Source organism: Chitinophaga niabensis (assembly GCF_039545795.1).
Classification (GTDB): Bacteria; Bacteroidota; Bacteroidia; order Chitinophagales; family Chitinophagaceae; genus Chitinophaga; species Chitinophaga niabensis_B.
Map to the genome: position 1 here is coordinate 923,385 of NZ_CP154260.1, position 24,518 is coordinate 947,902.

General features: G+C 46.9%; 15 protein-coding genes. 9 read left to right on the top strand and 6 right to left on the bottom strand.

Annotated features, from left to right (window positions below; translation table 11 throughout):
* Positions 1 to 2: 2 nt before the first annotated feature.
* The 5 genes from AAHN97_RS03925 to nirB form a co-directional block, all read right to left on the bottom strand.
* The gene (locus tag AAHN97_RS03925) at positions 3 to 3,515 is read right to left on the bottom strand and encodes a molybdopterin-dependent oxidoreductase (protein ID WP_343306250.1); all 3,513 of its coding nucleotides are present in this window, start codon (positions 3,513 to 3,515) and stop codon (positions 3 to 5) included.
* A gap of 11 nt (positions 3,516 to 3,526) precedes the next feature.
* Positions 3,527 to 4,825, bottom strand: coding sequence for a NarK family nitrate/nitrite MFS transporter (locus tag AAHN97_RS03930; RefSeq protein WP_343306251.1), 1,299 nt, complete (start codon positions 4,823 to 4,825; stop codon positions 3,527 to 3,529).
* A 12-nt stretch (positions 4,826 to 4,837) separates the two neighbouring features.
* The gene (locus AAHN97_RS03935) at positions 4,838 to 6,130 is read right to left on the bottom strand and encodes an alginate export family protein (RefSeq protein WP_343306252.1); all 1,293 of its coding nucleotides are present in this window, start codon (positions 6,128 to 6,130) and stop codon (positions 4,838 to 4,840) included.
* A gap of 80 nt (positions 6,131 to 6,210) precedes the next feature.
* Positions 6,211 to 6,582, bottom strand: a complete 372-nt coding sequence (nirD, locus tag AAHN97_RS03940; RefSeq protein ID WP_343306253.1) for a nitrite reductase small subunit NirD — start codon at positions 6,580 to 6,582, stop codon at positions 6,211 to 6,213.
* Between the two features lie 26 nt (positions 6,583 to 6,608).
* Positions 6,609 to 9,098 carry a nitrite reductase large subunit NirB gene (nirB, locus tag AAHN97_RS03945; RefSeq protein ID WP_343306254.1) on the bottom strand — a complete coding sequence of 830 codons (2,490 nt, stop codon included), beginning with the start codon at positions 9,096 to 9,098 and terminating at the stop codon, positions 6,609 to 6,611.
* Between the two features lie 197 nt (positions 9,099 to 9,295).
* Between nirB and cobA the strand changes: the two genes are divergently transcribed.
* The 9 genes from cobA (at position 9,296) to AAHN97_RS03990 (ending at position 21,010) form a co-directional block, all read left to right on the top strand.
* Positions 9,296 to 10,081 (top strand): uroporphyrinogen-III C-methyltransferase, encoded by a 786-nt coding sequence (gene cobA, locus AAHN97_RS03950; RefSeq protein WP_343306255.1) that lies wholly within the window; start codon positions 9,296 to 9,298, stop codon positions 10,079 to 10,081.
* Positions 10,056 to 10,745 carry a Crp/Fnr family transcriptional regulator gene (locus tag AAHN97_RS03955; RefSeq protein ID WP_343306256.1) on the top strand — a complete coding sequence of 230 codons (690 nt, stop codon included), beginning with the start codon at positions 10,056 to 10,058 and terminating at the stop codon, positions 10,743 to 10,745. The genes cobA and AAHN97_RS03955 overlap by 26 nt, the downstream gene beginning before the upstream one ends.
* A gap of 32 nt (positions 10,746 to 10,777) precedes the next feature.
* Complete coding sequence (locus AAHN97_RS03960; protein ID WP_343306257.1) at positions 10,778 to 12,727, top strand: cytochrome-c peroxidase; 1,950 nt, start codon at positions 10,778 to 10,780, stop codon at positions 12,725 to 12,727.
* Positions 12,728 to 12,830: 103 nt separating this feature from the next.
* Positions 12,831 to 14,432, top strand: coding sequence for a purple acid phosphatase family protein (locus AAHN97_RS03965; RefSeq protein WP_343306258.1), 1,602 nt, complete (start codon positions 12,831 to 12,833; stop codon positions 14,430 to 14,432).
* A gap of 249 nt (positions 14,433 to 14,681) precedes the next feature.
* Complete coding sequence (locus AAHN97_RS03970) at positions 14,682 to 17,798, top strand: TonB-dependent receptor (RefSeq protein WP_343306259.1); 3,117 nt, start codon at positions 14,682 to 14,684, stop codon at positions 17,796 to 17,798.
* A gap of 147 nt (positions 17,799 to 17,945) precedes the next feature.
* Positions 17,946 to 18,296, top strand: coding sequence for a hypothetical protein (locus tag AAHN97_RS03975; RefSeq protein ID WP_343306260.1), 351 nt, complete (start codon positions 17,946 to 17,948; stop codon positions 18,294 to 18,296).
* Between the two features lie 24 nt (positions 18,297 to 18,320).
* A complete protein-coding gene (locus AAHN97_RS03980; protein ID WP_343306261.1) occupies positions 18,321 to 19,250 on the top strand; it encodes an extracellular catalytic domain type 1 short-chain-length polyhydroxyalkanoate depolymerase in 930 nt (309 codons plus the stop codon).
* Positions 19,250 to 20,257 carry a sensor histidine kinase gene (locus AAHN97_RS03985; RefSeq protein WP_343306262.1) on the top strand — a complete coding sequence of 336 codons (1,008 nt, stop codon included), beginning with the start codon at positions 19,250 to 19,252 and terminating at the stop codon, positions 20,255 to 20,257. The genes AAHN97_RS03980 and AAHN97_RS03985 overlap by 1 nt, the downstream gene beginning before the upstream one ends.
* A gap of 3 nt (positions 20,258 to 20,260) precedes the next feature.
* A complete protein-coding gene (locus AAHN97_RS03990; RefSeq protein ID WP_343306263.1) occupies positions 20,261 to 21,010 on the top strand; it encodes a LytR/AlgR family response regulator transcription factor in 750 nt (249 codons plus the stop codon).
* A gap of 92 nt (positions 21,011 to 21,102) precedes the next feature.
* Here the strand turns inward: AAHN97_RS03990 and AAHN97_RS03995 are convergent, their stop codons facing one another.
* A complete protein-coding gene (locus AAHN97_RS03995) occupies positions 21,103 to 24,504 on the bottom strand; it encodes a polysaccharide lyase family 8 super-sandwich domain-containing protein (protein WP_343306264.1) in 3,402 nt (1,133 codons plus the stop codon).
* Between the last annotated feature and the right edge of the window lie 14 nt (positions 24,505 to 24,518).

Sequence of the window (24,518 nt, forward strand, 5' to 3'; positions counted from 1 at the left end):
AATTACACGAGTTCCTGTTGCAATGTTCTTTTTACTTTATTCTTTTCCAGCAGCTGTTTCACTTCCGGTTTGCAACTGCCGCAGCCCAATCCTGCGCCACTGGCTTTGCAGAGTTCATCCAGGGAGCTGAATCCTTCTTTGATCTTCTCGCAGATATTTCCTTCACCCACATTTCCGCAGGAGCATACCAGTTTCCCGATCACCGGCGCTGCTTTTTTGCCGGAGCGCAGGAGTTCCAGTCTTTTATCTGATAGCTCTATCTTCTGTTGGATCAGTTCCCTGAATTCCTGGAATTCAGATTTATCACCGATAAGGATAGCGCCTACCAGGCGGTCGTTATGGATGATACATTTTTTATAGAACCTTCTTGACTTGTCAATGAACACTACTTCTTCATATGCAGGGTCAGCCGGTGTTTCCACCATGCCCAGCGAGCACAGTTCCATGCCATGCATTTTGAGGATGTTCATAAAAAGGGATCCTTCATAATACCCTGTGATATCCCCGTTCATATGGCGGGCTACAATAGCTGCCTGTTGTTCTGCGGCTGCGGTGATGCCATACAAGGTACCTTCGTAGGAGGCGATTTCACCGATAGCATAAATGGAAGGATCACTGGTAAGGAGGTATTCATTCACAATTACGCCACGGTTGCAGGCAAGCTGGCTGGCCTGTGCCAATTCAATGTTGGGTACGGTGCCTATAGATATCACTACCGCCTGGCAGGCAATATGCCGTCCACTTTTCAGGCGTACGCCATCCACCTTTTTCAAACCGCTGAACTGTTCTATTTCATCATTGTAATAGATATCGATGTCACGGTCTTTCAGTTCTTCATGCAGCAACTGTGCACCGAGTGTGTCCAGCTGCCTGTCCATCAGGCGGGAGGTACGTTGTACCACGGCTACTTCAATATTCATTTCCCGCAGGGATGCTGCAAGTTCAATACCTAATAATCCACCGCCTACAATTACGATCTTGCCTTTTGAAGGATCTGTGTGTTGTACAAAAGCATCTGCATCCCTCCGGCTACGCATCGTGAAGATGCCTTTGAGTTGGGGTACATCTTTCAGCATGGCAGCACGGCTGCCGGTGCCCATGATCAGTACATCGTAAGTGTGAGTATTTCCTTTACTGTCTATGATATATTTCTCTTCCCGGTTGATCTTTTCAATACTCATGCCCCTGTGCAGTGTAATGTTCATGAGGGCTTCCTCCGCATCGGACATTTTCACCAGTTGTGCCCATTGCTGGGTACCGCTGATATAATCGGGGAGCATTACGCGGTTATAAAAGGGCTGGTCTTCTTTATTGAACACCACTATTTCATCGCGGGTATTCAGGGTACGGTAGGTTTTCACAAAGCCATAGGCACCGGCGCCGGCACCTATGACTATGATCTTCTGGAACGGTTTTTCATAACGCAATACCTGTACAGCAGCGTATTTCAGATCTGGCTGTTTCGAGATCGGATCTACGATATTATTAGTTAGATTATTTGCACGGTTGAGATCACTGTTCAATATTTTTCCCCAATGCATAGGGAGGAACACCACGCCTTTTTTGATAGTGGTGCAAAGCTGTGCTTTTACACGCACGGTACCTCTTTCATTCCTTACTTCTACCAGGTCGTCCTGCCGGATGTTCCGCTCACGGGCATCTTCAGGGTGGATCTCCAGGAAAGAGGAAGCGATGTGTTGTTTCAGTTTACTCACTTTCCCTGTTTTACTCATCGTATGCCACTGATCGCGGATGCGGCCTGTGGTGAGGATCAGGGGATAGGTATCGTTCAGGGCTTCTGAATTATTTTCATCATCAAAAGAATGGATGTTTGCTTTTTTGTTAGGTGTGTAAAATGAGTGATCTGTGAAAAGCCGCGGTGTGCCATGGTCTTTTGTACCATCAGGGTAAGGCCATTGTACACTGCGTTTTTCTTTCAGCAGCTGGTAGTTCAGCCCGCTGATATCGATATTGGTACCAGCTGTCAGCCGGCAATGTTCGTTGTATATTTCTCCGGCATTGGCATAATCAAATCCTTTGTAACCCATCTTTTTCGCGAAGCGGCAGATGATCTCTGCATCCGGCAAAGCTTCTCCCGGCGCATCGGTTATTTTATGGAGGTAGCTGATGCGGCGTTCCGCATTGGTCATGGTGCCTTCCTTTTCTGCCCATGCTGCGGCGGGTAAAACCACATCCGCATAAGCCAGTGTTTCCGGTTTGTTGGAGATCTCCTGTACCACCACAAACTTCGCTTTCTGTAAAGCAGCTTCCATGAAACGTACATCCGGCAGGCTCACCAATGGGTTGGAGGACATGATCCAGATCGCTTTCAACCGGCCATCGTTTAAGGCGGCAAACATTTCTGTAGCCGTAAGCCCTGGTTTGTCTGACAAGGGCACGCCTCCCCAGAATTCCTGTACAGCCTGCCGGTGCGCGGGATTATCCAACACACGATGTGCAGGCAGGAGATTCGATAGGCCACCTACTTCCCGTCCGCCCATTGCATTGGGCTGGCCGGTTAGAGAGAAAGGGCCGCAACCCGGTTTACCTATCTTTCCGGTGATCAGGTGCAGGTTGATCAGGCTAAGGTTTTTATGTACACCTACCACACTTTGGTTCAGGCCCATGGTCCACATGGTCATGAAGCTTTTTGCTTCGCCAATGTAATGTGCTGCATCATAAATGGCAGTATCCGGTATGCCGCAAATAAGTGCAGCTTCCGTAATGCTCCGCTGCATCACCATCTCCCGGTATTTTTCAAAACCATTGGTATGCTGCTGCAGGAAGGCTGCATCTGTTTTACCCTGTTCTATGAGTAATCTGCCGATGGCATGATGTAACACGATATCAGTACCCGGGTGCAGTTGCAGATGAAGGTCTGCCATGGTGCAACTTTGCGTAACACGGGGATCACTTACAATGATCTTCAGCCGGGGATTAGCTGCCCTGGCGGCTTCTATGCGGCGCCATAAAATAGGATGGCACCAGGCGGGGTTAGCCCCGGCCACAAAGATGCAATCTGTTTGTTCAATATCATCATAAGTGCCGGGTACCACATCTTCTCCTAAAGACATTTTATACGCAGCCACGGCGCTGCTCATGCAAAGCCGGGAGTTGGTATCAATGTTATTGCTGCCAATAAAACCTTTGATCAGTTTATTGACTACATAATATTCTTCCGTTAAACACTGGCCGGATGCATAAAATGCAACGGCATCCGGCCCGTGTTTTTCTATGATAGCTTTAAAAACAGCCGCCGTTCTGTCCAGTGCCTGTTCCCAGGAAACCCTTTGGCGCGGGCTGTTCCGGCTGTACCGCATTTCAGGATGCATCAAACGGTCTGAAGTATCCGTTACGGTATAGTGCAGGTTCATTCCTTTGGAGCATAACATGCCCCTGTTCACAGGATGATCTTTATCCCCCTCTACCGTTAATCTTCCCTGCCTGTCGCGATGAACTATTACACCACATCCTACTCCGCAATAGCAACAGGTTGTTTTGAATGATGCCTGCATGTTTAAAATATTTAATCAGCTAATACCGGTTTTGCGTTGGCCGGTACATGTGTATTAGCGGGTTGTTTACTGAACCTGGTCACCAATACGATAAAGCCTGTTGCAATAACTGCATAACCGATATAAGTGAATGCCTGTTCGTAAGAAATGTTCTCTGATTTAAACAGGAAGCCGAACAGCATACCTCCAAGGTTACCGCCTGCTCCCACAATACCACTCACCAGTCCTACATTCTCCTGGTTAATAAAAGGAACGATACCATAAGTGGCTCCATTTGCCATTTTCAGGAATAAAGCAAATCCCAGCATGGCTGCAATGGCCAGGCCCAGTGAAGGTGCGCCTGCAAAAAGTAATAAGCCGCCACCTTCTGCCAGCAGCACTAAAGCCAGCAGAATGCCTTTTCCTTTCATGCCTTGTTTAGCGCCCACCCTGTCTGACACAAAACCACCCAGTGCACGCGCAAAGAGGTTCATCAATCCGAATACACCTGCCCAGAGACCTGCGCTGCTTTGTGATAAATGGTAGGTGTCCACGAAGTGAAGGGAAGCCACATTGTCGAAAGTGATCTCCATGCCAAAACACATGGCATAAGCCAGCATTAAAGCCCAGATGCGCCAGTCTCCCAATACTTTCCAGTCTGTTTTACGTTTAGTGCTGTTGTATCCTGTTTCATCATAATTACCATTAGGGGTATCCTTTGTGTATTTGTGATAGAGTATGGCTACACCCAGCATCATCAACCCCGGCACGATCATGGCCAGGCGCCAGGAAGTACCTGCGCTGTAACCCATTCCTACAATAGCCGCGAAGATGAGGGGCATCACCATATTGGTAACACCTCCGCCGAGATTACCCCAGCCGCCGGTAACCGCATTGGCGGTGCCTTTGATATTGGGTGCAAACATCATAGAAGTATGGAATTGCGTGATCACAAAAGAGGCGCCGATAATGCCAATCGCTAAACGAAATATCAGGAAGGTGGTGTAGTCGTGCGCCAGCCCTACAAGAAATACAGGGATAGAACCCAATACCAGCATACGTACTGCGGTTTTACGGGGTCCCCAGGTATCACATAATCTGCCAATGATCAGCCGCGCAATGATGGTACTGGATACAGAAGCAATGATAATATTACCTATCTGTGATTTGGTTAAACCAAGATCTGCACGGATAGTAGGCATCAGTGGTGCCAGGCCGAACCAGCCAAAGAAGCAAACAAAGAACATCAGCCAGGTGATATGGAACGTGCGCATCTGGATGGAGTTCAGGCTGAAGATGCGTAATTTATCGAGTGGTTTGTTGTTGAGCATTTGTCAGGTTTTTTATTTGAGGAATATGTCCGGTCTGATATTGATCATCAGGTAGGCCCAGTGATTATTATACTGTGCATCCGGGACATTCTTGGCGGCGGCCAGTTGTGCCGTGCTGTTAAAGTAGCTGTAACCTCCTTCAAAGGAGATGGCTTTGGTAAGGTTGTACTGCATGGTAAGATCTGCTTCCGTACCAAACGTTAAACCTGATGAACTATAGAACTGGTGAAGGTCTACACCGATGTTCCATTTGGTGTTCTTCTTTAATTTGGCTTTCAGGTAGTAATCCTGCAGGCCGTTGTTACCGAATTTGCTGGCCACATAGAAGTAGTCCATTGTACCCCAGAATTTATGTGGTGTGCCATACAGCGGATCGAAAGTATCTGTGGTAAAATCCACACCGGCTTCCATGCTGAAGTTTTCCACAAAACGCCGCTGATAGGCTGCGGAGAACAATGCGCCGTCTACTGCTTTCCCATCTCCGTTTTTTCCTTTCTGATAGTAGACTGCTGCAATGATGCTGTTCTTAGAGAATGGATAGTTTACATACATGCCGGTAGTGATGCGGTTGTAACTGGCTGCTTCCCATTTTTTCACCAGCAGGCTGTCCACGCTGTATTTGGAGAACTGGTCTGCCAGGAAGAGGAGGGAGATACTGCCTGCGCCTGCCTGTTTATTAATATGCAGGAACTCCAGGCTTTTGTATTGTGGTGCGCCATTGGTATTGGCGGGATAGTTGCCGGGAGGGGTGGGGTTGTAAGTAGTGCCTGATGCATTTTCTTTATTTTGGGAAAATGCGCCACCGGCGTGAAAGTTCCAGTTGTTGTATTTGAATTTGAGTACAGCTGCATCGTGCCTCCGGCCTTGTTGCAGCCAGTCCAGGTTACCCAGCAGGCGGCTGTCGTCATAGACCAGTTCCTGCCGTCCTATTTTCAGGCTAAGGCTTTTGTTCTTAATGGTGGTATCTGTTACCAGGATCTCTGCCCATGCTTCGTGCAGGAGGAATCCGTTATTGTCTGCAGTGGTAGTTCTGTTGATGGTTGATGCATCCTGCCCCCAGACCCTTGTGTCCTGCAGGGTGAGGCCAAGTTTTAAGCGGTAAGTACTGTACCCTGCGGATAGGCGGGTGCGTTGGGAAGTGAAAAGAGCTGGTTTGCTGCCTTTTGGAAGTGGGCCTCCCTGGCCATCCCGTAGTTCTGTACGCGTTCTTAGTTGCGCGCCCAGCATGAATTGTGCGGAACAATCGAGAGAAAGGAAGGTGCCAAAGAAAATACAGGAGACCCCGCCGAGGAACGATTTTTTCATGTATTTTTGATAAATTTTAAGTGAGCCAATCATATTAAAATTCAGAAGCCCGGATAGCCTGCCAGCTACCGGGTTTCGCTTTAATACGCTTCTTCGTTCTCTCTAACGCCGATATATACACGATCATCTTCCGTCCTTACCGGGTAGGTAGTGAGGGAACATTCGTGTTCATCGTTCAAACATCTTCCATCTGCCAATGAAAATGTTTTTTTGTGAAAGGGGCAGGCAACTTTAGGTTCTCCCTGGTGTGAACCGGTCATACCACGACTTAAAGCCATTTGCTGCCTGTGCGGGCAAAGGTTTTGTGTGGCATACCAGGCATCGCTGCGGGTGAAATAAAACAGGGCGATCTGTTCTTCTTTATACTTGATGCAAACACCTCCGTTCGGGGGAACGTCTGTTGTTTTGCAGGCAAAGAACCAGGTGATGCCGGTTGTGCTGAGCGTTGACATATGTGAAGCGATTTGATGTTGGTGATCTATTTCCATTCCGCTGCTTTCTTCTGATTCCGCATGGTCTCAAATTTTACAGTCGGATCTTTTTCTTCCGGTGCGTTAACGAAGTGGCTGAAGCGTTTCCTCAGTGCAGGATTTTCCACTACTTCCTTCCATTCGCATTTATAACTGTCCACCAGTAATTGCATTTCTGCTTCCAGGCTTTCTGCGATCCCTAAACTATCCTGCAGTACCACGTTGCGGAGATAGTCAATGCCGCCATCCAGTTTATTGAGCCAGGTAGCTGTACGTGTCAGCGGATCGGCTGTTTTGATGTAGAACATCAGGAAGCGGTCTATATAACGGATACAGGTTTCATCGTCCAGGTCGCTGGCCAGGAGCAGGGCATGTTGTGGTTTGGAACCGCCGTTACCACATACATAGAGGTTCCATCCTCTTTCTGTGGCAATGATGCCAAAGTCTTTGGATTGTGCTTCTGCGCATTCCCGGATACAACCGGATACAGCAGATTTTATTTTGTGCGGCGCACGGAGGCCGCGGTATCTTTCTTCTATCCTGATAGCAAAACTTACACTGTCATGTAAACCAAAGCGGCACCAGGTAGATCCTACACAGCTTTTTACTGTACGCAATGCTTTACCGTATGCATGCCCGCTTTCAAAACCTGCAAGGATCAGTTCTTCCCAGATAGCAGGCAGGTCGCTGAGATGCGCGCCGAACAGATCAATACGCTGACCGCCAGTTATTTTGGTGTAGAGATTATATTTTTGAGCAACCTGCCCTATTACGATCAGTTTCTCCGGGGTGATCTCACCACCCGGGATACGGGGTACAACAGAATAGGTGCCACCTTTTTGAATGTTGGCCAGGTAACGGTCGTTAGAATCCTGCGCGGTGTCGTTACCTTTGTCCAGGATCATTTCATTCCATAAGCTGGCGAGGATAGAACTTACCACCGGCTTGCAGGTTTCGCAGCCTTCGCCATCGCCGTAATGGTCCAGTACTTCATCAAAAGATTTCAGGGCTTTTACTTTAACGAGGTCCAGCAGTTCCTGCCGGGAATAAGAGAAGTGTTCACATACCACGTTGCGGATGTATTTGCCCTGGGCTTTCATGGTGGCCGTGATAATATCTTTCACCATGGGAACGCAGCCTCCGCAGCAGGTACCGGCTTTTGTACATTTCTTTACGGCATCCAGTGTTTCGTTGCCAGCTTCTACCGCCTGTGCAATGCTTGCTTTGCTGATGCTTTCACAGCTGCAGATGATGGCTTCGTCCGGGAGATTGATGCCCGTGCTGGCAGTTCCGTTCCTGGCACCCAACAGGATGTCTATTGGATTGGGAGGAAGGATCACTTTGTTTTTGCTCGTTTGCAGGAGCATATTATAGGCGTCTGCATCCCCGATGAGGATGCCGCCTAATAAGTATTGACCACAGGTAGAAATATTAATACGCTGGTAAACTCCTTTCATGGAATCTTCCAGCACAATGCTGTTGCCCTGGTCCGGTGTAATGAAGGGATTGCCGAAGCTGGCCACATCCACGCCAATGAGTTTCAGTTTGGTGCTCATGTCAAAACCGGTAAAGGCTTTCAGTTGACCGAGGATATGTGAGGCAGCTACTTCCGCCATTTCATATCCCGGGGCTACCAGGCCATAGATCATACCATTATATAAGGCGCATTCACCAATGGCGTAAATAGCAGGATCAGAGGTTTGCAGTTGTTCATTTACAATAATACCGCCGCGGGGGCCGGTACTGAGTCCTGCTGCTTTTGCCAGTTCATCTCTTGGCTGGATGCCTGCTGAGATCACCAGCATATCTGTATCTAATATGGAGTCGTCCGTGAACTGAAGACCGGTGATGGTATCAGTACCCAGAATTTCGCGGGTGTTTTTGCTGGTGTGGATCTGCAGGCCCAGTTTTTCCAGTTTGGACTGGAGGATAAAGGAGCCTTTATCATCTATCTGGCGGGGCATGAGCCGGGGAGCGAATTCGATGATATGTGTTTCCGCCACACCCAGGTCTATTAATGCCTTGGCAGCTTCCAGGCCTAAGAGTCCGCCGCCGATCACAGTTCCTTTGCGGGCTTTGGGAGCAAAGTCCTGCATCAGCTCCAGGTCTTCTATGGTGCGGTAGATGAAAACACCTTTTTTGTCCACTCCCTGGATGGATGGCACAAATGCGGCAGAGCCGGTGGCCATAATCAGGAAGTCGTACGTTTCAGTGATACCCTGGTGAGAATGAACCGTTTTGGAAACGGGATCTATTACTTTAACAGGATCGCCCAGGTGGAGGGTGATATGATGAGAGGTATACCAGTCTAAGGGAGCCATTGTAAGATCCTCCGCTGACCTGCCGGCGAAAAACTCGCTTAAATGTACCCGATCATAGGCTGGGCGGGGTTCTTCTCCAAAAACTACTAATTGGATAGGGACATCTCCGGTTTTTTCGACTATTTTTTCGCAAAATTTATAGCCTACCATGCCATTACCGATAACTACGACTTTCATTAGAGGACGATTTTTAAGATCTGGAATAAGGTATAGTGATATATAGTATTATTATCAATATAATGTCTTTTAGCTAAAAAATCGTAAAAAAGTAATGGTGTATATGACGAACATCATAAAAATACGAGTATTTAGTCTAATTTTATGCATGAGTTGTGTTAAATATCATATATAATTATTAATGTAATATATCAAGCATGCCAAAACCATTATTATCTTTAGTTGGTGCAGGGCCTGGGGACCCGGAAATGATCACTTTAAAAGCTATCCGTGCTATCCGGGAAGCAGATGTGATCTTATATGATGCATTGGTGAACCCGGAGTTGCTGCAATATGCAGGGGCCAATGCCCGGGTGAGCTTTGTAGGCAAACGTTATGGCTGCCATGCCTTATCCCAGCAGGAGATTAATGAGCTGATTGTCAGCAGTGCTTTGGCTTACGGGCATGTGGTGCGCCTGAAAGGAGGGGATCCCTTCATTTTTGGCCGGGCTGCGGAAGAAATAGAGGCAGCTGCTGCTGCCGGCATCCCGGTGAATATCGTACCGGGGATTTCCAGTGCACTGGCAGTACCTGCTGGTCAGATGATCCCGCTCACCTGCAGGGGAACGGCAGAAAGTCTCTGGATCACCACAGGTACTACCCGCCATGGAAGCATTTCAGATGACCTTCGCCTGGCTGCACAATCCACTGCTACGGTGGTGATCCTGATGGCGATGAGCAAGTTAGGAGAGATCATGGACCTGTTCAGCAGTTTCGGCAAAACACAAACACCAGTAGCTATTATACAGAATGGTACCACCCCGCAGGAAAAGATGGTTACAGGAACGGTGCGGGATATTGTATTTAAAGCGGAGCATGCCGGACTGGAGAATCCCGCTATTATAATAATAGGAGAGGTGGTGCGCTGGAGAGAAGCTTTACCGGATATCATCGCTCAATCGCAAAAGGTAGAAAGATATGAAGAAAGACAAGCAGGGATGTGACATGCAAACCTGCCTCGTATGCAGGCTGTGTGTAAAAGAATGGAAACCGGCCATCCTGCATGAGCGCAAAAACTTTGCCTTGAAAAAGGGCGCACAGTTGTTTAAAGAGGGTGATCCGGTGAAAGGTGTTTTCTTTCTTCATACAGGAAGAGTGAAAGTGCATAAACACTGGGGAGAAGAAAAGGAACTGATCGTGCGTTTTGCAAAGGAAGGAGATATTGTAGGGCACCGGGGGATTGGTGCAGAGCTGATATACCCTGTAACAGCCACCGTACTGGAAGCGGCTACTGTTTGTTTCTTTGAGCTGGACTTCTTCCAGGCATCCCTTAAAGTGAATGAAGGGCTGATGTATGAAATGATGATGTTCTATGCGCGTGAGCTACAGGAGTCAGAAAAGAAAATGCGCAACCTGGCACATATGCCGGTGAAAGGAAGGATTGCTTATGCCCTGCTTTCCCTGCGCGATAAATTTGGAAGGAATGAAGGGGGCTTCATTGATTTTGCCCTCAGCCGCCAGGACCTTGCTTCCTATATTGGCGCTACTTATGAAACCACATTCAGAATGCTGAATGAACTGATACAGGAAAACCTCATTATCTTATCCGGAAAAGAGATTGCCATTGCCCACGAGGAAAAACTGCGGGCTTTAACCCTGGCAGGCTAAGGATACAACCTGATTAAGAAATAATTATCTTCATGAGCGCGCAGACAGTAAAGCGGGCGCATGTTTACTTTTGCCATATGGTCACTATAAAACGATTGCTGCTACCGGGCTTCTGCCTTTTTATCCTGATGAGCCTGACCAATGCCACAGGCCCGTCCATAGGCGTGGAAGCAACAGTGCAGTATTTCAGGTCTGGTGCGAAAGACTTTGCTGCTTCCACATTGGCCCTGCAATCTACCATTCACTCACTCCGTAAAGATGACACAGCAAGTGTTGCTGCAGCCAAAGCACAATTGAAACACTGCCGCTTACAATACAAAAAGATCGAATTCTTCCTGGAATACTTCTTTAAAACTTCCAGTCTTATTTACAATACACCCGCTAAAGTAGAAATAGAAGAACCTTACATGGAATACAATGAGCCGGTAGGGTTGCAGGTGATAGAAGCATTGTTGTACGAAGATGATGTGGTGGCCAATAAAGCGGCCTTACTTGAACAGGTGAATGTGGTCCGCTCATCGGCAGAAGACCTGTTATCCCTGTTGTATGGATTTACTGCTAATGATAAACAAGTGCTGGAAAGTGTACGCATAGAACTGATACGCATTTATACATTGGGCATTACAGGATTTGATGCACCTCTGTTAAAATCAGGCATCACTGAATCTTATGAAGCGTTGCATGCAGTGAAAGCTGTGCTGGCTCCTTACCTGGATAAACGTGCGCCTTATGCAGACAGTGTAACTTATTATCTTGCTAAAAGCCTGCAATTCCTGGAAGCGGGTAAAGATTTTGATGCTTTTGACCGCTTGCGGTTTCTTCAGCAATACGCTTTGCCTTTGCAAAGAACGCTGGGATATATGATCAGGGATATGCAGCTGGTGCAGAATACCACAGGTGGTGTACTGAATTACAATGCAGAACATTTGTTCAGCAAAGATGCCATCAATATAGATGCATTTCCTGCGGCCGGTAATGAGAAATTTAACAGTGTTGAAACCTTTCCTTTATCCGGTGTTGCAGCTACGCCGGCGTTATATAAGTTTAATAGTCCGGATGCATTTACTTCAACCGGTGCAACGGTGAATACTGCTTTGATCAGCCTGGGCAAAAAGTTATTCCATGAAACCGCTTTATCCGGCAATAACAAAATAAGCTGCGCCACCTGCCACCGCCCGGAGAAACATTTCACGGATGGATTGGCTACCAGTATGGCGTTTGACGGACATTCACATGTACGGCGGAATGCACCATCACTCTTCTATGCGGGGTTCCAGTACGGGCAGTTCTGGGAAGGGCGCATCAAAAGCCTGGAAGAGCAGGCACTGGATGTAGTGCATAATCCGCTTGAAATGAATGGTGATGCTGCGAAGGTTTTGCAATTGCCGGCTTATACGGCACTTTTTAAACAGGTGTTCCCGGATAGCAGTATCACTGCAGAAAAAGTAGCGGTGGCCATTGCTGCATTTGTACGTTCACTGAATCCCCGCAATGCTCCTTTCGACCGGTATATAACAGGTGATACCACGGCAATGAATACTGCACAGGTACGGGGCTTCAATTTATTCATGGGTAAGGCACAATGTGGCACCTGTCATTTTGCGCCACTCTTTAATGGGCTGGTGCCACCCTTGTATAATCTCACAGAGCTGGAAGTACTGGGCACACCGAGGAATGAAGACCTGGCAAAACCATTGATAGATGGTGATAAAGGCCGCTATGATGTGTTGAATATCTCATTCTACGAACAGGCGTTTAAAACGCCAACTGTGAGGAATGTATCCGCCACAGGGCCTTATATGCATAATGGCGCATTCAGCACATTGGAGAACGTAGTGGAATTCTATAACAAAGGCGGTGGTAGTGGTATTGGGCTGGAGACGCCTACGCAAACATTGTCCGCCGTACCTTTGCAATTAACCAAACAGGAAGTAGCAGATGTGACCGAATTTATGCGGGCACTGGAAGATAAGCTGCCATAGCAGCTTCATAATTGCTTAAAGATTTATTAACTGACATAGTTATAGCATGCAGGAAGAAGCGATTAACTTGGCAGCGCAAATTACAGGTATCAAATCTATAAACATGAGCATCAGATCTTTACTCGCACTGTTAGGTGTGTTTTTTTTCATACAGGCCAATGCGCAGGAAACGCCTAAACCCAAGCCCCCAAGAGAGGAACGGAAGCCGAATGTACTGGCCGGTCTGATGAGAGGGCCTTATTTACAGGTGGCCACAGACCATAGCATTATTATCCGCTGGAGAACGAATGCGCTCACCAGAAGCGTAGTGACCTATGGTACAACGGAAGGGCAGCTGGATATGGCAGCAGAGGATTCCACACTCACCTTTGAGCATAAAGTGCAGGTAAACGGTCTCAAACCCCGCACAAAGTATTACTACTCCATCGGTGGTGGTAATGGCGATACTTTGCAGATGGATGCCGATAACTATTTTGTTACGATGCCGGTGCCCGGCCAGGAAGGCCCGCTCCGTATAGGTGTATTTGGCGATTGCGGGAACAACTCTCCCAATCAGCGCAATGTAAGGGACCAGGTGATCAACTACCTGCAGGATAAACCAATGGATGCCTGGATACTGTTAGGCGATAATGCTTATTCCAGCGGCACTGACCCTGAATTCCAGGAGAAGTTCTTCAATATCTATAAAGATAACCTCCTGAAGAAATACCCATTATTCCCTGCCCCGGGCAACCACGATTACAGTGATCTGTACCGCTTCAGGGCTACTTCCCAGGGTACTAAAGACATTGCTTACTACCAGAACTTCTCCATGCCCACCAATGGTGAAGCTGGCGGTGTTCCTTCTAAAACACAGGCTTTCTATTCTTTCGATATCGGTAACATACATTTCCTCTCCCTGGATTCTTATGGTAAGGAAGATGCGGCTAGTACCCGTATGTATGATACGCTGGGTGCACAGGTGCAATGGATCAAAAAAGACCTGGAAGCATTTAAGAATACCCGCAGAGGATGGGTGGTTGCTTACTGGCATCATCCTCCCTATACCATGGGCTCACACAACTCTGATAAAGAAGGAGAGCTGGTAAAGATCCGTGAGAACTTTATCCGCATCCTGGAACGTTATGGTGTAGACCTGATCCTTTGTGGTCACAGTCACGTGTATGAGCGTTCCCGTTTGATGCATGGGCATTATGGTATGGAAGAAACCTTTGATTCTGCCACGCATAACCTGAGTGGTTCTTCTGCGCTGTATGATGGATCAGAGAATTCCTGCCCTTACATCAAAGATCCTGTAACCAATGCCGGTACGGTATATGTCGTAACCGGATCAGCAGGTGCACAGGGTGGCCGCCAGGCTACCTATCCGCATGATGCATTTTATTATTCCTATAATGAAAAGGGCGGCGCTTCCATGCTGGAAGTAGATGGTAATAAACTGGAGCTGAAATTTATCGCTGCAGATGGGGAGATCAGAGATCATTTTGTGATGATGAAAGATGTGAATAAAACCACTACCATCAATCTGAAGAAGGGACAAAGTGCTACACTTACGGCGTCTTTTGCTGGACAGTACAAATGGAATAAAGGCAAGAGTACGGAAAGGAGTATCACGGTGAAACCTTCTGCTGGTAAAACAGTGTATGAAGTGCAGGATAACTATACTTGTGTGAAAGATGTTTTCATTGTGAACGTTTCTAAGTAAGGTGTAATTTTTACTGTGAAAGATGTTTTCATAGTGAACGTTTCTAAATAAGGTATAATTTTTACCATGAAAGGTATTTTCATTGTGAACGTTTCTAAATAAATTCTAAAGTTTTTTGCATCCCGGTACACTTTAAGTGTACCGGGATTTTTTATTTGTTGATCTCTTAACACTTCAGTAATGATTTAGTAAAACAGCACTGGTAATTTCGTGTTGTCAATCTGAATCAAATCCCTACAAACATACTGCATGAAAAAGATCTACACTTCAACACTGTTGATGTTATTGCTATTCCCATTACACCTCTTCTCACAAGGTCTCATTTCCGGCCGTGTGATAGATCAGGACAACCTTAGTCTTCCCGGCGCATCTATTGTTATTAAGGCACTTTCGCGTAATGCAGTATCTGATGTAACCGGTACTTTTAAACTCCTCAATATTCCTGACGGAACACATGTAGTGACCATTTCCTACATTGGTTTCAGACCTTTTGAGAAAACAGTAAAGATCACAAACGGTGCAGCTGTACAGCTGGACGCTGTGCTTGCTGCCGGTGGTAGTAAAGACCTGCAAACAGTGGTGGTAAGCGGCTCTTCTGTTTCTGCCTTAAAAGCATTAAACCAGCAGAAGAATTCCAACAGGATCGTGAATGTGATCTCTGCAGATCAGATCGGACGTTTTCCTGACCCCAACATCGGCGATGCATTAAAGCGCGTACCAGGTATCTATGTACAGTTAGACCAGGGAGAGGCTTCCCTGGTGAGTGTACGGGGTACAGATCCTTCCAAGAGCACGATCAATATCAATGGTACGAATATGTCCGGCACAGGTAATGACCGTTCCGTAGGTATTAACGCAGTGCCTTCAGATATGGTGCAGGCCGTGGAAGTAACAAAAGCTATTACACCGGATATGGATGGAGATGCTATCGGCGGTGTGATCAACCTGATCACCCGTAAAGCGCCTTATACAAAAATGTTATCCCTTACCGGTGGTACAGGTTATTCCTTCATGATCAAAAAGCCCATGGCGAATGCGAACCTGGTATTTGGTAACCGTTATGGTAAAAAGAAACAATTCGGCGTGATGCTGTCTGGTTCCTATTATCAGCAATCCCTTGGTTCTAATATGCATGGAAGCGACTGGAGTGATACAAAGTGGGTGGATGATAAAACCTACTTCATGCCCAAATACCTCAGCATGGAACAGATCCTGCTGGAACGTATCCGGCAGAGTTACACCATTGGCCTGGATTATAAATTCAATGAGAAGCACAGTATAGCGCTCACGGGGATCTTCAATAACTATAAGGACTGGCGCCAGCGTTATACATTGAAAGTAGATGATATCGGTGCGGATTATCCTACTAACTGGAAACGTGCACCCGGCTATGAAAGAGGTACGGTGCAAGGAAATAAGGTGAAGGATTCCAATAAGGATATGATAGATGATAACACGAAGGAGTATTACGTAGACCGGACTAACGACCCTCTTCATCCGCAGTATGATCCTGAACTGGAAAGGCATGTGAATGGCGGTGTGAACAGTAAGAACGGTGCCGTGATCGCGCAGAAGATCATTAACCTGGGCCTGGAAGGGCAACATATCTTCGGTAAGGTGAAAGTGGAATGGAAAGGTTCTTACATGAAGAACAGGGGCGATAACCCGGATGCCCGTAACCTGGAACTGGAAAGTGAAATGGAAAAAACGGTACAGATGGATTATACCAATCCCCGTTTTATTAAAGCCACTGGTGGTACCGGCATAGACAACGTGCTGGAAAGCCTGAAAGGCAGAGCAACCAATAACAGCGATACCGTGGATACCTGGTATGCGGACAGCTACAATGGTTCCGATAAACGTTCCTATACCCAACAATATTTAGCACAGCTGGATATAACCGTTCCATTATGGGAAGGTAAGTTCGGCAACACGCTGAAGTTTGGTGGTAAATACCGCGGCATGACCAAAGAAAATACCATCCTGAACCAGGTGGTATGGAAACCGGGTATTGATCCAAACAGGAAAGCGGAGTATGATCAGAGAATTGCAAACGGAGAAAAAGTAAACATAGAAGATTACCGCGACTGGGGGCATTTCTGGACTGGTTATGGTAACAGCATGAAGAACGTAAGCCGTTCGCTTTTCCCTAATTCCCGTTATGAAGTAGGCAGCACGGTAACAACGGAATGGGTATCTCACCAGGATGTAAGTTACACCGGCAATACCGCACACTTCATCAAGGATGCTACCAAAGTGGATGCCCTGGCGGGTAACTACAACGGAGCAGAAGGGATCTCTGCCGGTTACCTGATGAGTACGCAACAATTAGGCAGCAAGCTGTCCCTGATCGGTGGTTTGCGTTTTGAATACAGCACATTGAAGTACGAAGGATATAACTACAACAAAAGGCTGAACACTATTGAAGATGAAAAGATCATTTCTAATACCAATTCCCTGGACCTGATGCCGGCCTTTCATATAAAGTATACACCCACCAAACAATCTGTTTACCGTTTTGCATATACACGTACCATTTCCCGTCCTGCTTATGGAGACATTGCGCCTAAAATGAACGTAAGCATTAAGGACAAAACAGTTTCCGAAGGAAACCCTCAGCTGGCACCTACCTTGTCCAACAACCTGGACCTGCTGGGTGAATATTATACCGGGGGCACAGGTTTGATCTCAGGGGGTGTTTACCTGAAGAACATCCGCAGTTACACTGTTATTAAGAAAGATGCGGTACCCTTTTCACTGGTGGATGCATTTGTGTTAACACCTGAGGAACTTGCTGGAAAGGAAGGCGTAACCCCAGAGGTGCTGGCGGATTATAAAAGGTATTACGATCCATTAAAGGCCAATGATGAATTGCTGCAAAGGACCAAACCTTCCAATGCAGGAACAGCTAACCTGGTGGGTGTGGAGATTGCTTTCCAGCGTAACCTTTCCTTCCTGCCCAAACCGCTCAACCACCTGAGTGTATATGCGAACTATACACACAACTGGATCTTTACCAGGAAGGGAGAACCGGAACTGCCGGGTACTGCAAAAGATATCCTGAACCTGTCTATCGCTTATGAAGTAAGCCGGTTCAGCATAAGGGCATCTTTCAACAATACTTCTGCTTTCAGTACTATCACAGGCAGCCTGCCAGACCATAAAGGGGATGTTTATTATGACAAGGTATACTACCTGGATGCGAACATGAACTTCTTCCTCTCTAAGAAAATAGTGATCTATGCCAATGCTAATAACCTGTTGAACCAATCGCAGCGGAGGTATATGTGGCAGCAGCAGTATACTTATTCTTCTTTGTACACTGGCGCTACTGCACAATTGGGTGTGAAGCTGAACCTCTTGTAGCTGAATACTCCTCAAAATAAAAACAGCCAAACCATTCGGTTTGGCTGTTTTTATTTCCGCCAGTGCTTCAGAAGCCTTAACCCCTAAAAAGTCCGCTTCCGCTACTTTGCCCTTGTCCGCCGCTGCCGGATGGAATTTCTTTACAGCATGAAAAAGATCATCATCATTACCACGGTACTGCTCTGTGCAGCATGTACAAACCTGCTGGCACAAAAGCAGGAGGCGCTGGAAAAATACCAGGCCAATCGCGCGAAACTCAATCTTACTGAAGAACAGGAGCAGAAGGTGAAAGCGATCGATTCCGTTTACCTCCTGAATCTGGAAGGGCTGCGGAAGGAAGGTGGCTCTAAACTTTCCAAGCTGCGGAAATTCAAAGACATGTCGGCTACTAAGGATAAACAGATGAAAGCCGTGCTGGATAAGGAACAGTATAAGACCTATACGGCACAGCAGAAGGAAATGAAGGAAGCTGTGAAAAATAATCGCCGCAAGCATTAAACGTTCACTTTTAGAATTGATCAAATGAAAAACTTATTCATGCAGTTACCCATTCTCCTTTCCCTGATGTTATTCACCAACTGCGAGAAACAAACTGATCCTGATAGCCGTGATCAGTATCGTTTCTCCGGCACTTTAACGGTGGATGGCAGAACACGGTACTTCCTGCTGAACCTTCCTCCCGGTTACTATGAGGAACAAGGGAAACTTCCGCTGGTGATCGGTTTGCATGGTGCTGCAGGGAGCGGCAGCCAGTTTGAGCTGGATTACCGGTTTACGCAAAAGGCCAATAACGCTAAATTCATAGCGGTATACCCGGATGGTGTCCGAAGCGGGGGATTGCTGGGGTTGAGATTCTGGAATGCAGGATACTGTTGTAATTACGCCAGTGATCACAATATCAATGATGTGAAGTTCATCAGCGAGCTGATAGATAAGCTGGTAAGGGATTATAAGGTGGATCCTAAAAAGGTATATGCTGCGGGCATGTCCAACGGCGGTATGATGGCTTACAGGCTGGCCTGTGAGATACCGGATAAGATAGCGGCTGTTGCAACGGTAAGTTGTTCCATGGTACAAACACAGTCCTGCAGTCCCTCCCGCGCGGTTCCCATTATTCACCTGCATTCTGAGCTGGATACAAAAATACCTTATTACGGCGGGGTAGGGATAGCAGGGTATTATTATCCGCCGGTAGATTCAGTATTGAATGTATGGTCTGCTAAAAATAATTGTACGGCGCCGCCGCAGGTAGTCACAGATAATGCGCAGTATAAATTAACGGAATGGCCTGCCTGCGGGAATGGCGCCCTGATGCAGTGTTATCTTACAAAAGATGGCGGGCATGCATGGCCGGGCGGGAGGAAAAGCAGGGACCAGGCAGATGAACCTTCTACGGCCATTAATGCCAATGACCTGATATGGGATTTCTTTCAACGTTTTTCTTTACAATAATGAAGTTTAAATACAAGGTCCAACTCATCCTGCTTAGCTCAATGGCTATCACCATCCTCTTTTCTATACCAAGGCTGGCGCTGCTGCGGCTTCCGCAGTATGAACTACCTGAGCTGGCGGCCCGTACGGTTTATTCGCTGTTGTTCGCACTTCTTTTTTTTACGATCAACCTGGATAGAAGAGTGCTGCGGCTTGGGAATTTGAAAATTGACACTAACCGTTTCTTCCCCTTGTTATTCGTTAATGCCGGTCTCTTCTTTATCACGATCTTTTTATTGATGCGGCTGCATTTGTACCTGTTTGAGCCAGTTCTAAAGGAGCGGTTATTCAGGTTCCTGTTTAATATCACCTTTATATTGGAATTCCTGCTGATCATACTGGTCTCCTATATTTATCGCCTGGTGTTTTACAATCAGCAGATAAAGATGGCTAATGAGGTATTGCTTAAAACAAATGCAGAAACCAGGTATGAAGTATTGAAAAACCAGGTGAACCCTCATTTCCTGTTTAATTCCTTTAATACCATTAACTCTCTCATCCTGCGGGATAAAGAGGCCGCGATGAATTTTGTGAATAATATGAGCGATGTATTCCGTTACGTACTGGAAAGCAGGGAAACGGTAACATTAGAGGAGGAACTGAATATGCTGGCTGCTTATACGGCGATGCTGAACGGCAGGCATGGTGGCAAGATCACGGTGAATATGGATATAGATCATACGATGCTTCCATATAAGTTGCCCCCGATGGCCTTGCAGATCCTGGTGGAAAACGCTGTGAAGCATAACGTAATTTCCGCCCGGCATCCCCTGTGCATCAGGATATTCAGCAGGGGAAACGGGGAACTGGTTGTTTCAAATGATCTGCATGAAAAAAAGGTGCGGGAACGTTCTACGGGCTTAGGGCTTTCTAATTTAAACCAACGATCCAAATACCTGTCTAACCGGGATATTGTTATTCAACGTTTGGATAACAAGTTTATAGTAGCGGTACCGTTAATACAGTAAGCCATGAGGATACTCATTATTGAAGATGAAGAATATGCAGCACAGCAACTGGAAAGCCTGATCCGGGACCTTGTTGAACTTCCCGAATTTGCAGGTGTGATAGATAACGTGGAAGATGCTGTGGAGTTCCTTGCCACAAAACCCCGCATTGATCTGATGTTCCTGGATATTAACCTCTCCGATGGCCTTTCTTTTGAGATCTTCAGGAATATGAAAGTGGACATACCTGTTATCTTCACCACGGCATATGATCAGTATGCTATCCGCGCATTTGAGCTCAACAGTATCGATTATTTACTGAAACCCATCCGCAAGGAAAAACTGCAGCAGGCATTGGATAAATATTTACGGCTGGAGAACCGGAATACATTGGAGCAGGTGAGTAAACTACTCGTGGCACAGCCTAACTATAAACGTAATTTTCTGGTTCCATATAAGGATAAACTGATCCCGGTGAACGTCAATGAATTTGCCTGGTTTGAATTGAATGGAGGGGTGGTGAAAGGAATGCGGCTGGATAAAAGCATGTTGATAATGGAAGAAAAAAGCCTGGAGGAATTATCAGATGTTTTAGACCCCGGGCAGTTTTACCGGGCCAACCGGCAATACCTGGTGAGCCGGCCGGCTATTCAGGAAGTGTCTTACTATTTTAACAGCAGGCTATATCTTAAGATAAACCCGGCAACGGGGGAGAAGGTATTGGTGAGCAAGGCTAAAGCCGGTGATTTCAAACAATGGATGAATGGTTACTAATACTAAAAAAGCAAGGTATACCCGCAGGTATACCTTGCTTATAGTCTGGGCGAACAAGTACCCTATGTGAAGAGTTTACAAGTACTAAACACTCAGATCTTTACAATCTTTTTCACCTGTACGCCATTCGGCCCCAGTAAATGCAGCAGGTAGATGCCGGGCTTAATCCCCTTGAGGCTGAAATCAAATTGTTGCCTGCCGGAAACATCTTCCTGCCGGAGTAACTGGCCGGATGCACTTCTCAATTCTGCTACCCGGTAGGTGGCGGCAGACTCTATGCGGATGAATGCAGCTGCGGGGTTAGGGTATATTTTAATGCCGGAAGTTTCCTCTTTAATCGTGGGCATTTTAGAGAGGAAGCCTGCATCCGTAGAGCAAAGCAGCACGGGATGCAGGGAAGTATCTCCTGTTTCGCGGGAGCTGAAGGAGGCATCTGTAGTGCTGCCTGTTCCATCGGAAACAACCTTCAGAGACAATACACCGTCTGCACTTTGTTGTGCCAGTGCAATGGAGGATATATCCCATTCCACATAGTTGCCGGCAGATTCACCGGTTACAGTATCCACGTTACTCGTGACGATGGGCATATTGCTATAGTTAATACCTGTTTCCGTCCAGCTGTCGTTGCTTACGTATTGTACTATCCAGGGTATTGTATTAGCAGTGGCGTTGGCATAGTTTACAAAGAGGCGCAGCTTTACACGGTTAGTGCCGGCAGGTATGCCGGCTACATTGAATTTAAAGAACGTTTCCCGTGTATAACCTACTGCATCTTTTTTCAGTACCAATGAATTGGCTGTTCCATAATTGGTGGTGGCATAAGTGGTGCCGTTGCGTACATAGGCATCTGCAATGGCAGGGATCACAGGAGGAGCATCCGTAGTGCAGAGCAGTACAGGGCGTAATGTGGTATCTCCTGTTTCACGGGAACTGAAGGAGGCATCTGTAGTGCCGCCTGTTCCATCAGAAACTACTTTCAATGACAGCACCCCGTCTGCACTATACTGGGCCAATGCAATAGTTGATACATCCCATTCCACATAATTGCCGGCAGATCTGCCGGTTACGGTATCCACATTACTGGTAACAGCGGGCATATTGCTATAGTTGATACCTGCTTCCGTCCAGCTGTCGTTACTTACATATTGTACTATCCAGGGTACGGTGTTGGCTGTGGTATTCGCGTAGTTGACATAAAGGCGCAGCTTTACACGGTTTGTACCGGCAGGCATATTGGCCACGTTGAATTTAAAGAACGCTTCCCGTGTATAGCCCACTCCATCTTTTTTTATCACGAGTGAATTAGCTGCACCATAATTAGTGGTGGCATAAGTGGAACCATCACGTACATAAGCATCTGCAATGGCTGTGATAGCGGTAGGAATATATACAGGCGTGGAAGCATTTACATTATATAATACAGAAGCACCTGCGTTGTTGCCGGAAGGCATATTGCATACCAGGTGGCGGGTATTGGAGATTCCCGGAGTGGTAATATATACATTCACCGGATCAGAAGACTGCGCCGGATCTGCAATAGACAAAGCCACATTTGCGCTGCCCACGTTCTTCAGCATAATGGCGCAGGCCCTGTCTACCGTAATGGTTACAGCGTCATTACTGAATGTACCTGCTTTGTAAAAGATCACCTGCCATATGTTCAAGCCTACATGCCTCACTGCCTGTACATCCGCTGTATTCTGCTGAATGCGTACCGCTGCTGTATCATAGCTTGCCATATTCTGTCCGGGGATTACATAATAGGCATAGCTGCCATTCACAGGGTTCAGCCCATGATCAAACCAGAGTTTGAAAACATTCATGGATACGGGGCTGGTGCTACCGCCATTGTTAATACTTTTCCAGGTACCTGTTTGTGCCTGGGAGCTCAACTGAATATTTCCACCGGCAGGGAAGTAATAACTGATGCCGTTGTGGGTTGCCCATTTGAGATTGTTATTATAACTATAACTTCCTGCAGCCAGCGTACTTACTGAGCCATTGGAGGAAACGGTTACGGTGCCGTTCAGCAAAGACTGGTCAACCGTAGTATTGATAGCCTGTGCGGCAGTGGAATTAATATTGGCACCGAGGCAAACCACTTCGCTATCAAAAAAGAACCATGCTTTGCGCGCCTGTGTATTGTAATCATTAAACGCAAGAGCAGTAGCGCCGTATAAAGAATCAGATACGCCTCCGGAAAAGGATGCCGTACCAAAATTAACGCCCCATGCGGTACGCAGGGGGAAAGTAGTGATCACAGGAACGGTTGTGCCGGGGATCCTTGCCCAATCCCATACAGGGAAGATATTATGATACTCTGTACCACTTATGGTGATATTGGTAGCACCTTCTGAGAGATAGTAACCTTTCAGGTTCTCACCGTTGCCATTCTCGGATTTAGCAGTGCGGTTGGATACATTGCGTAAGCCAAAGAAATATCCCGGCCGGTGATGTACCGTATAATCTGAATGCCAGAATTGGGTATGGGTTGGATTGACCATATAAGAAGTGGGCTGTGTACCGTTGACCCTGGCAATGACCTGGTCGTACTCCGCAACATGGGCAGTGTCCAGCTGCTTTAGCTTATTCAGTAAACCGGATGTGCCTCCCTGGGATAAATTGTTATTACGACTGATGCTCCGTCCATTCACGCTGAAGTCGATATACTTTCCGCGCATTACTTTCAGGTAAGCGTTGCGTACAAAATCACTGAAAAGGGCCAATTTGGTGCCGGAGAGTGCATAAGAAGTACCCCGCAGATAATGGGCAACCTTTACTTCGCCATTCACAAATACAAAGCCATAACCGAACGTATACAATTGCGGGCCATGTTGCTGATAGGAGAGGTCCGGCTGGATACCTTCCGCCGTAGTGAGCAGGATAGGATAGAAAGCTTCCGTTACCCCGGTGTTCATCACACTGGCATTAGCGGTTAAGCAACCCCGGTAGATAAAATGGGTAGCCACATCCAGTTTGTTGGCGCCGGTCTGGTTAGCCGGAACACCCCTGTTCATCTGGGAAATGAGGTTGCTGCGTAAAGTAGCATTTAAAGGTTGCGGTGAAGCTTCCAGGACGATCAGGATCTCACCCAGGGCCTGTGGGTTCGAGATCTGGTTATGGTACCAGTTCCAGCTCTGGGGATCTGAAGTATCCCAGTAGGTAAGGCTGCTGGTGATGGCATTAAAGAGTGTGGTATCGTGGTAATAACTGCTGTTGGATTTTGAGTAGGCTATTGCAAAGTTCTTTACCCGGTTGATATGCTGGTCCGCTGTGTAGGTAGTGGAACTGTAGGCATAACTGATGTCCGGCCAGGAGCCATTGGGCTGGAGGGTGGCCAGGGTACTGGTAACGCCATTGTCCAGTGTGGTAACATTGGAAGCGGTGGAGAGCACATCTGCCCTTACGCGGTCCATGATTATGGTGTATTCGGTTTGTGCCCGGAGGGTATTCCAGCAGGAAAGTAACAATAGTACGAGTAGTGTTTTCTTCATAAATCGTGGATTTT

Bases quoted from the DNA above. Each gene is read 5' to 3' on its own strand.
- AAHN97_RS03985 (WP_343306262.1), top strand. From the start codon at position 19,250: ATGAAGTTTAAATACAAGGTCCAACTCATCCTGCTTAGCTCAATGGCT.
- AAHN97_RS03975 (WP_343306260.1), top strand. From the start codon at position 17,946: ATGAAAAAGATCATCATCATTACCACGGTACTGCTCTGTGCAGCATGT.
- AAHN97_RS03965 (WP_343306258.1), top strand. From the start codon at position 12,831: ATGAGCATCAGATCTTTACTCGCACTGTTAGGTGTGTTTTTTTTCATA.
- AAHN97_RS03955 (WP_343306256.1), top strand. From the start codon at position 10,056: ATGAAGAAAGACAAGCAGGGATGTGACATGCAAACCTGCCTCGTATGC.
- AAHN97_RS03980 (WP_343306261.1), top strand. From the start codon at position 18,321: ATGAAAAACTTATTCATGCAGTTACCCATTCTCCTTTCCCTGATGTTA.
- AAHN97_RS03990 (WP_343306263.1), top strand. From the start codon at position 20,261: ATGAGGATACTCATTATTGAAGATGAAGAATATGCAGCACAGCAACTG.
- AAHN97_RS03935 (WP_343306252.1), bottom strand. From the start codon at position 6,130: ATGAAAAAATCGTTCCTCGGCGGGGTCTCCTGTATTTTCTTTGGCACC.
- nirB (WP_343306254.1), bottom strand. From the start codon at position 9,098: ATGAAAGTCGTAGTTATCGGTAATGGCATGGTAGGCTATAAATTTTGC.
- cobA (WP_343306255.1), top strand. From the start codon at position 9,296: ATGCCAAAACCATTATTATCTTTAGTTGGTGCAGGGCCTGGGGACCCG.
- AAHN97_RS03930 (WP_343306251.1), bottom strand. From the start codon at position 4,825: ATGCTCAACAACAAACCACTCGATAAATTACGCATCTTCAGCCTGAAC.
- AAHN97_RS03925 (WP_343306250.1), bottom strand. From the start codon at position 3,515: ATGCAGGCATCATTCAAAACAACCTGTTGCTATTGCGGAGTAGGATGT.
- nirD (WP_343306253.1), bottom strand. From the start codon at position 6,582: ATGTCAACGCTCAGCACAACCGGCATCACCTGGTTCTTTGCCTGCAAA.
- AAHN97_RS03960 (WP_343306257.1), top strand. From the start codon at position 10,778: ATGAGCGCGCAGACAGTAAAGCGGGCGCATGTTTACTTTTGCCATATG.
- AAHN97_RS03995 (WP_343306264.1), bottom strand. From the start codon at position 24,504: ATGAAGAAAACACTACTCGTACTATTGTTACTTTCCTGCTGGAATACC.
- AAHN97_RS03970 (WP_343306259.1), top strand. From the start codon at position 14,682: ATGAAAAAGATCTACACTTCAACACTGTTGATGTTATTGCTATTCCCA.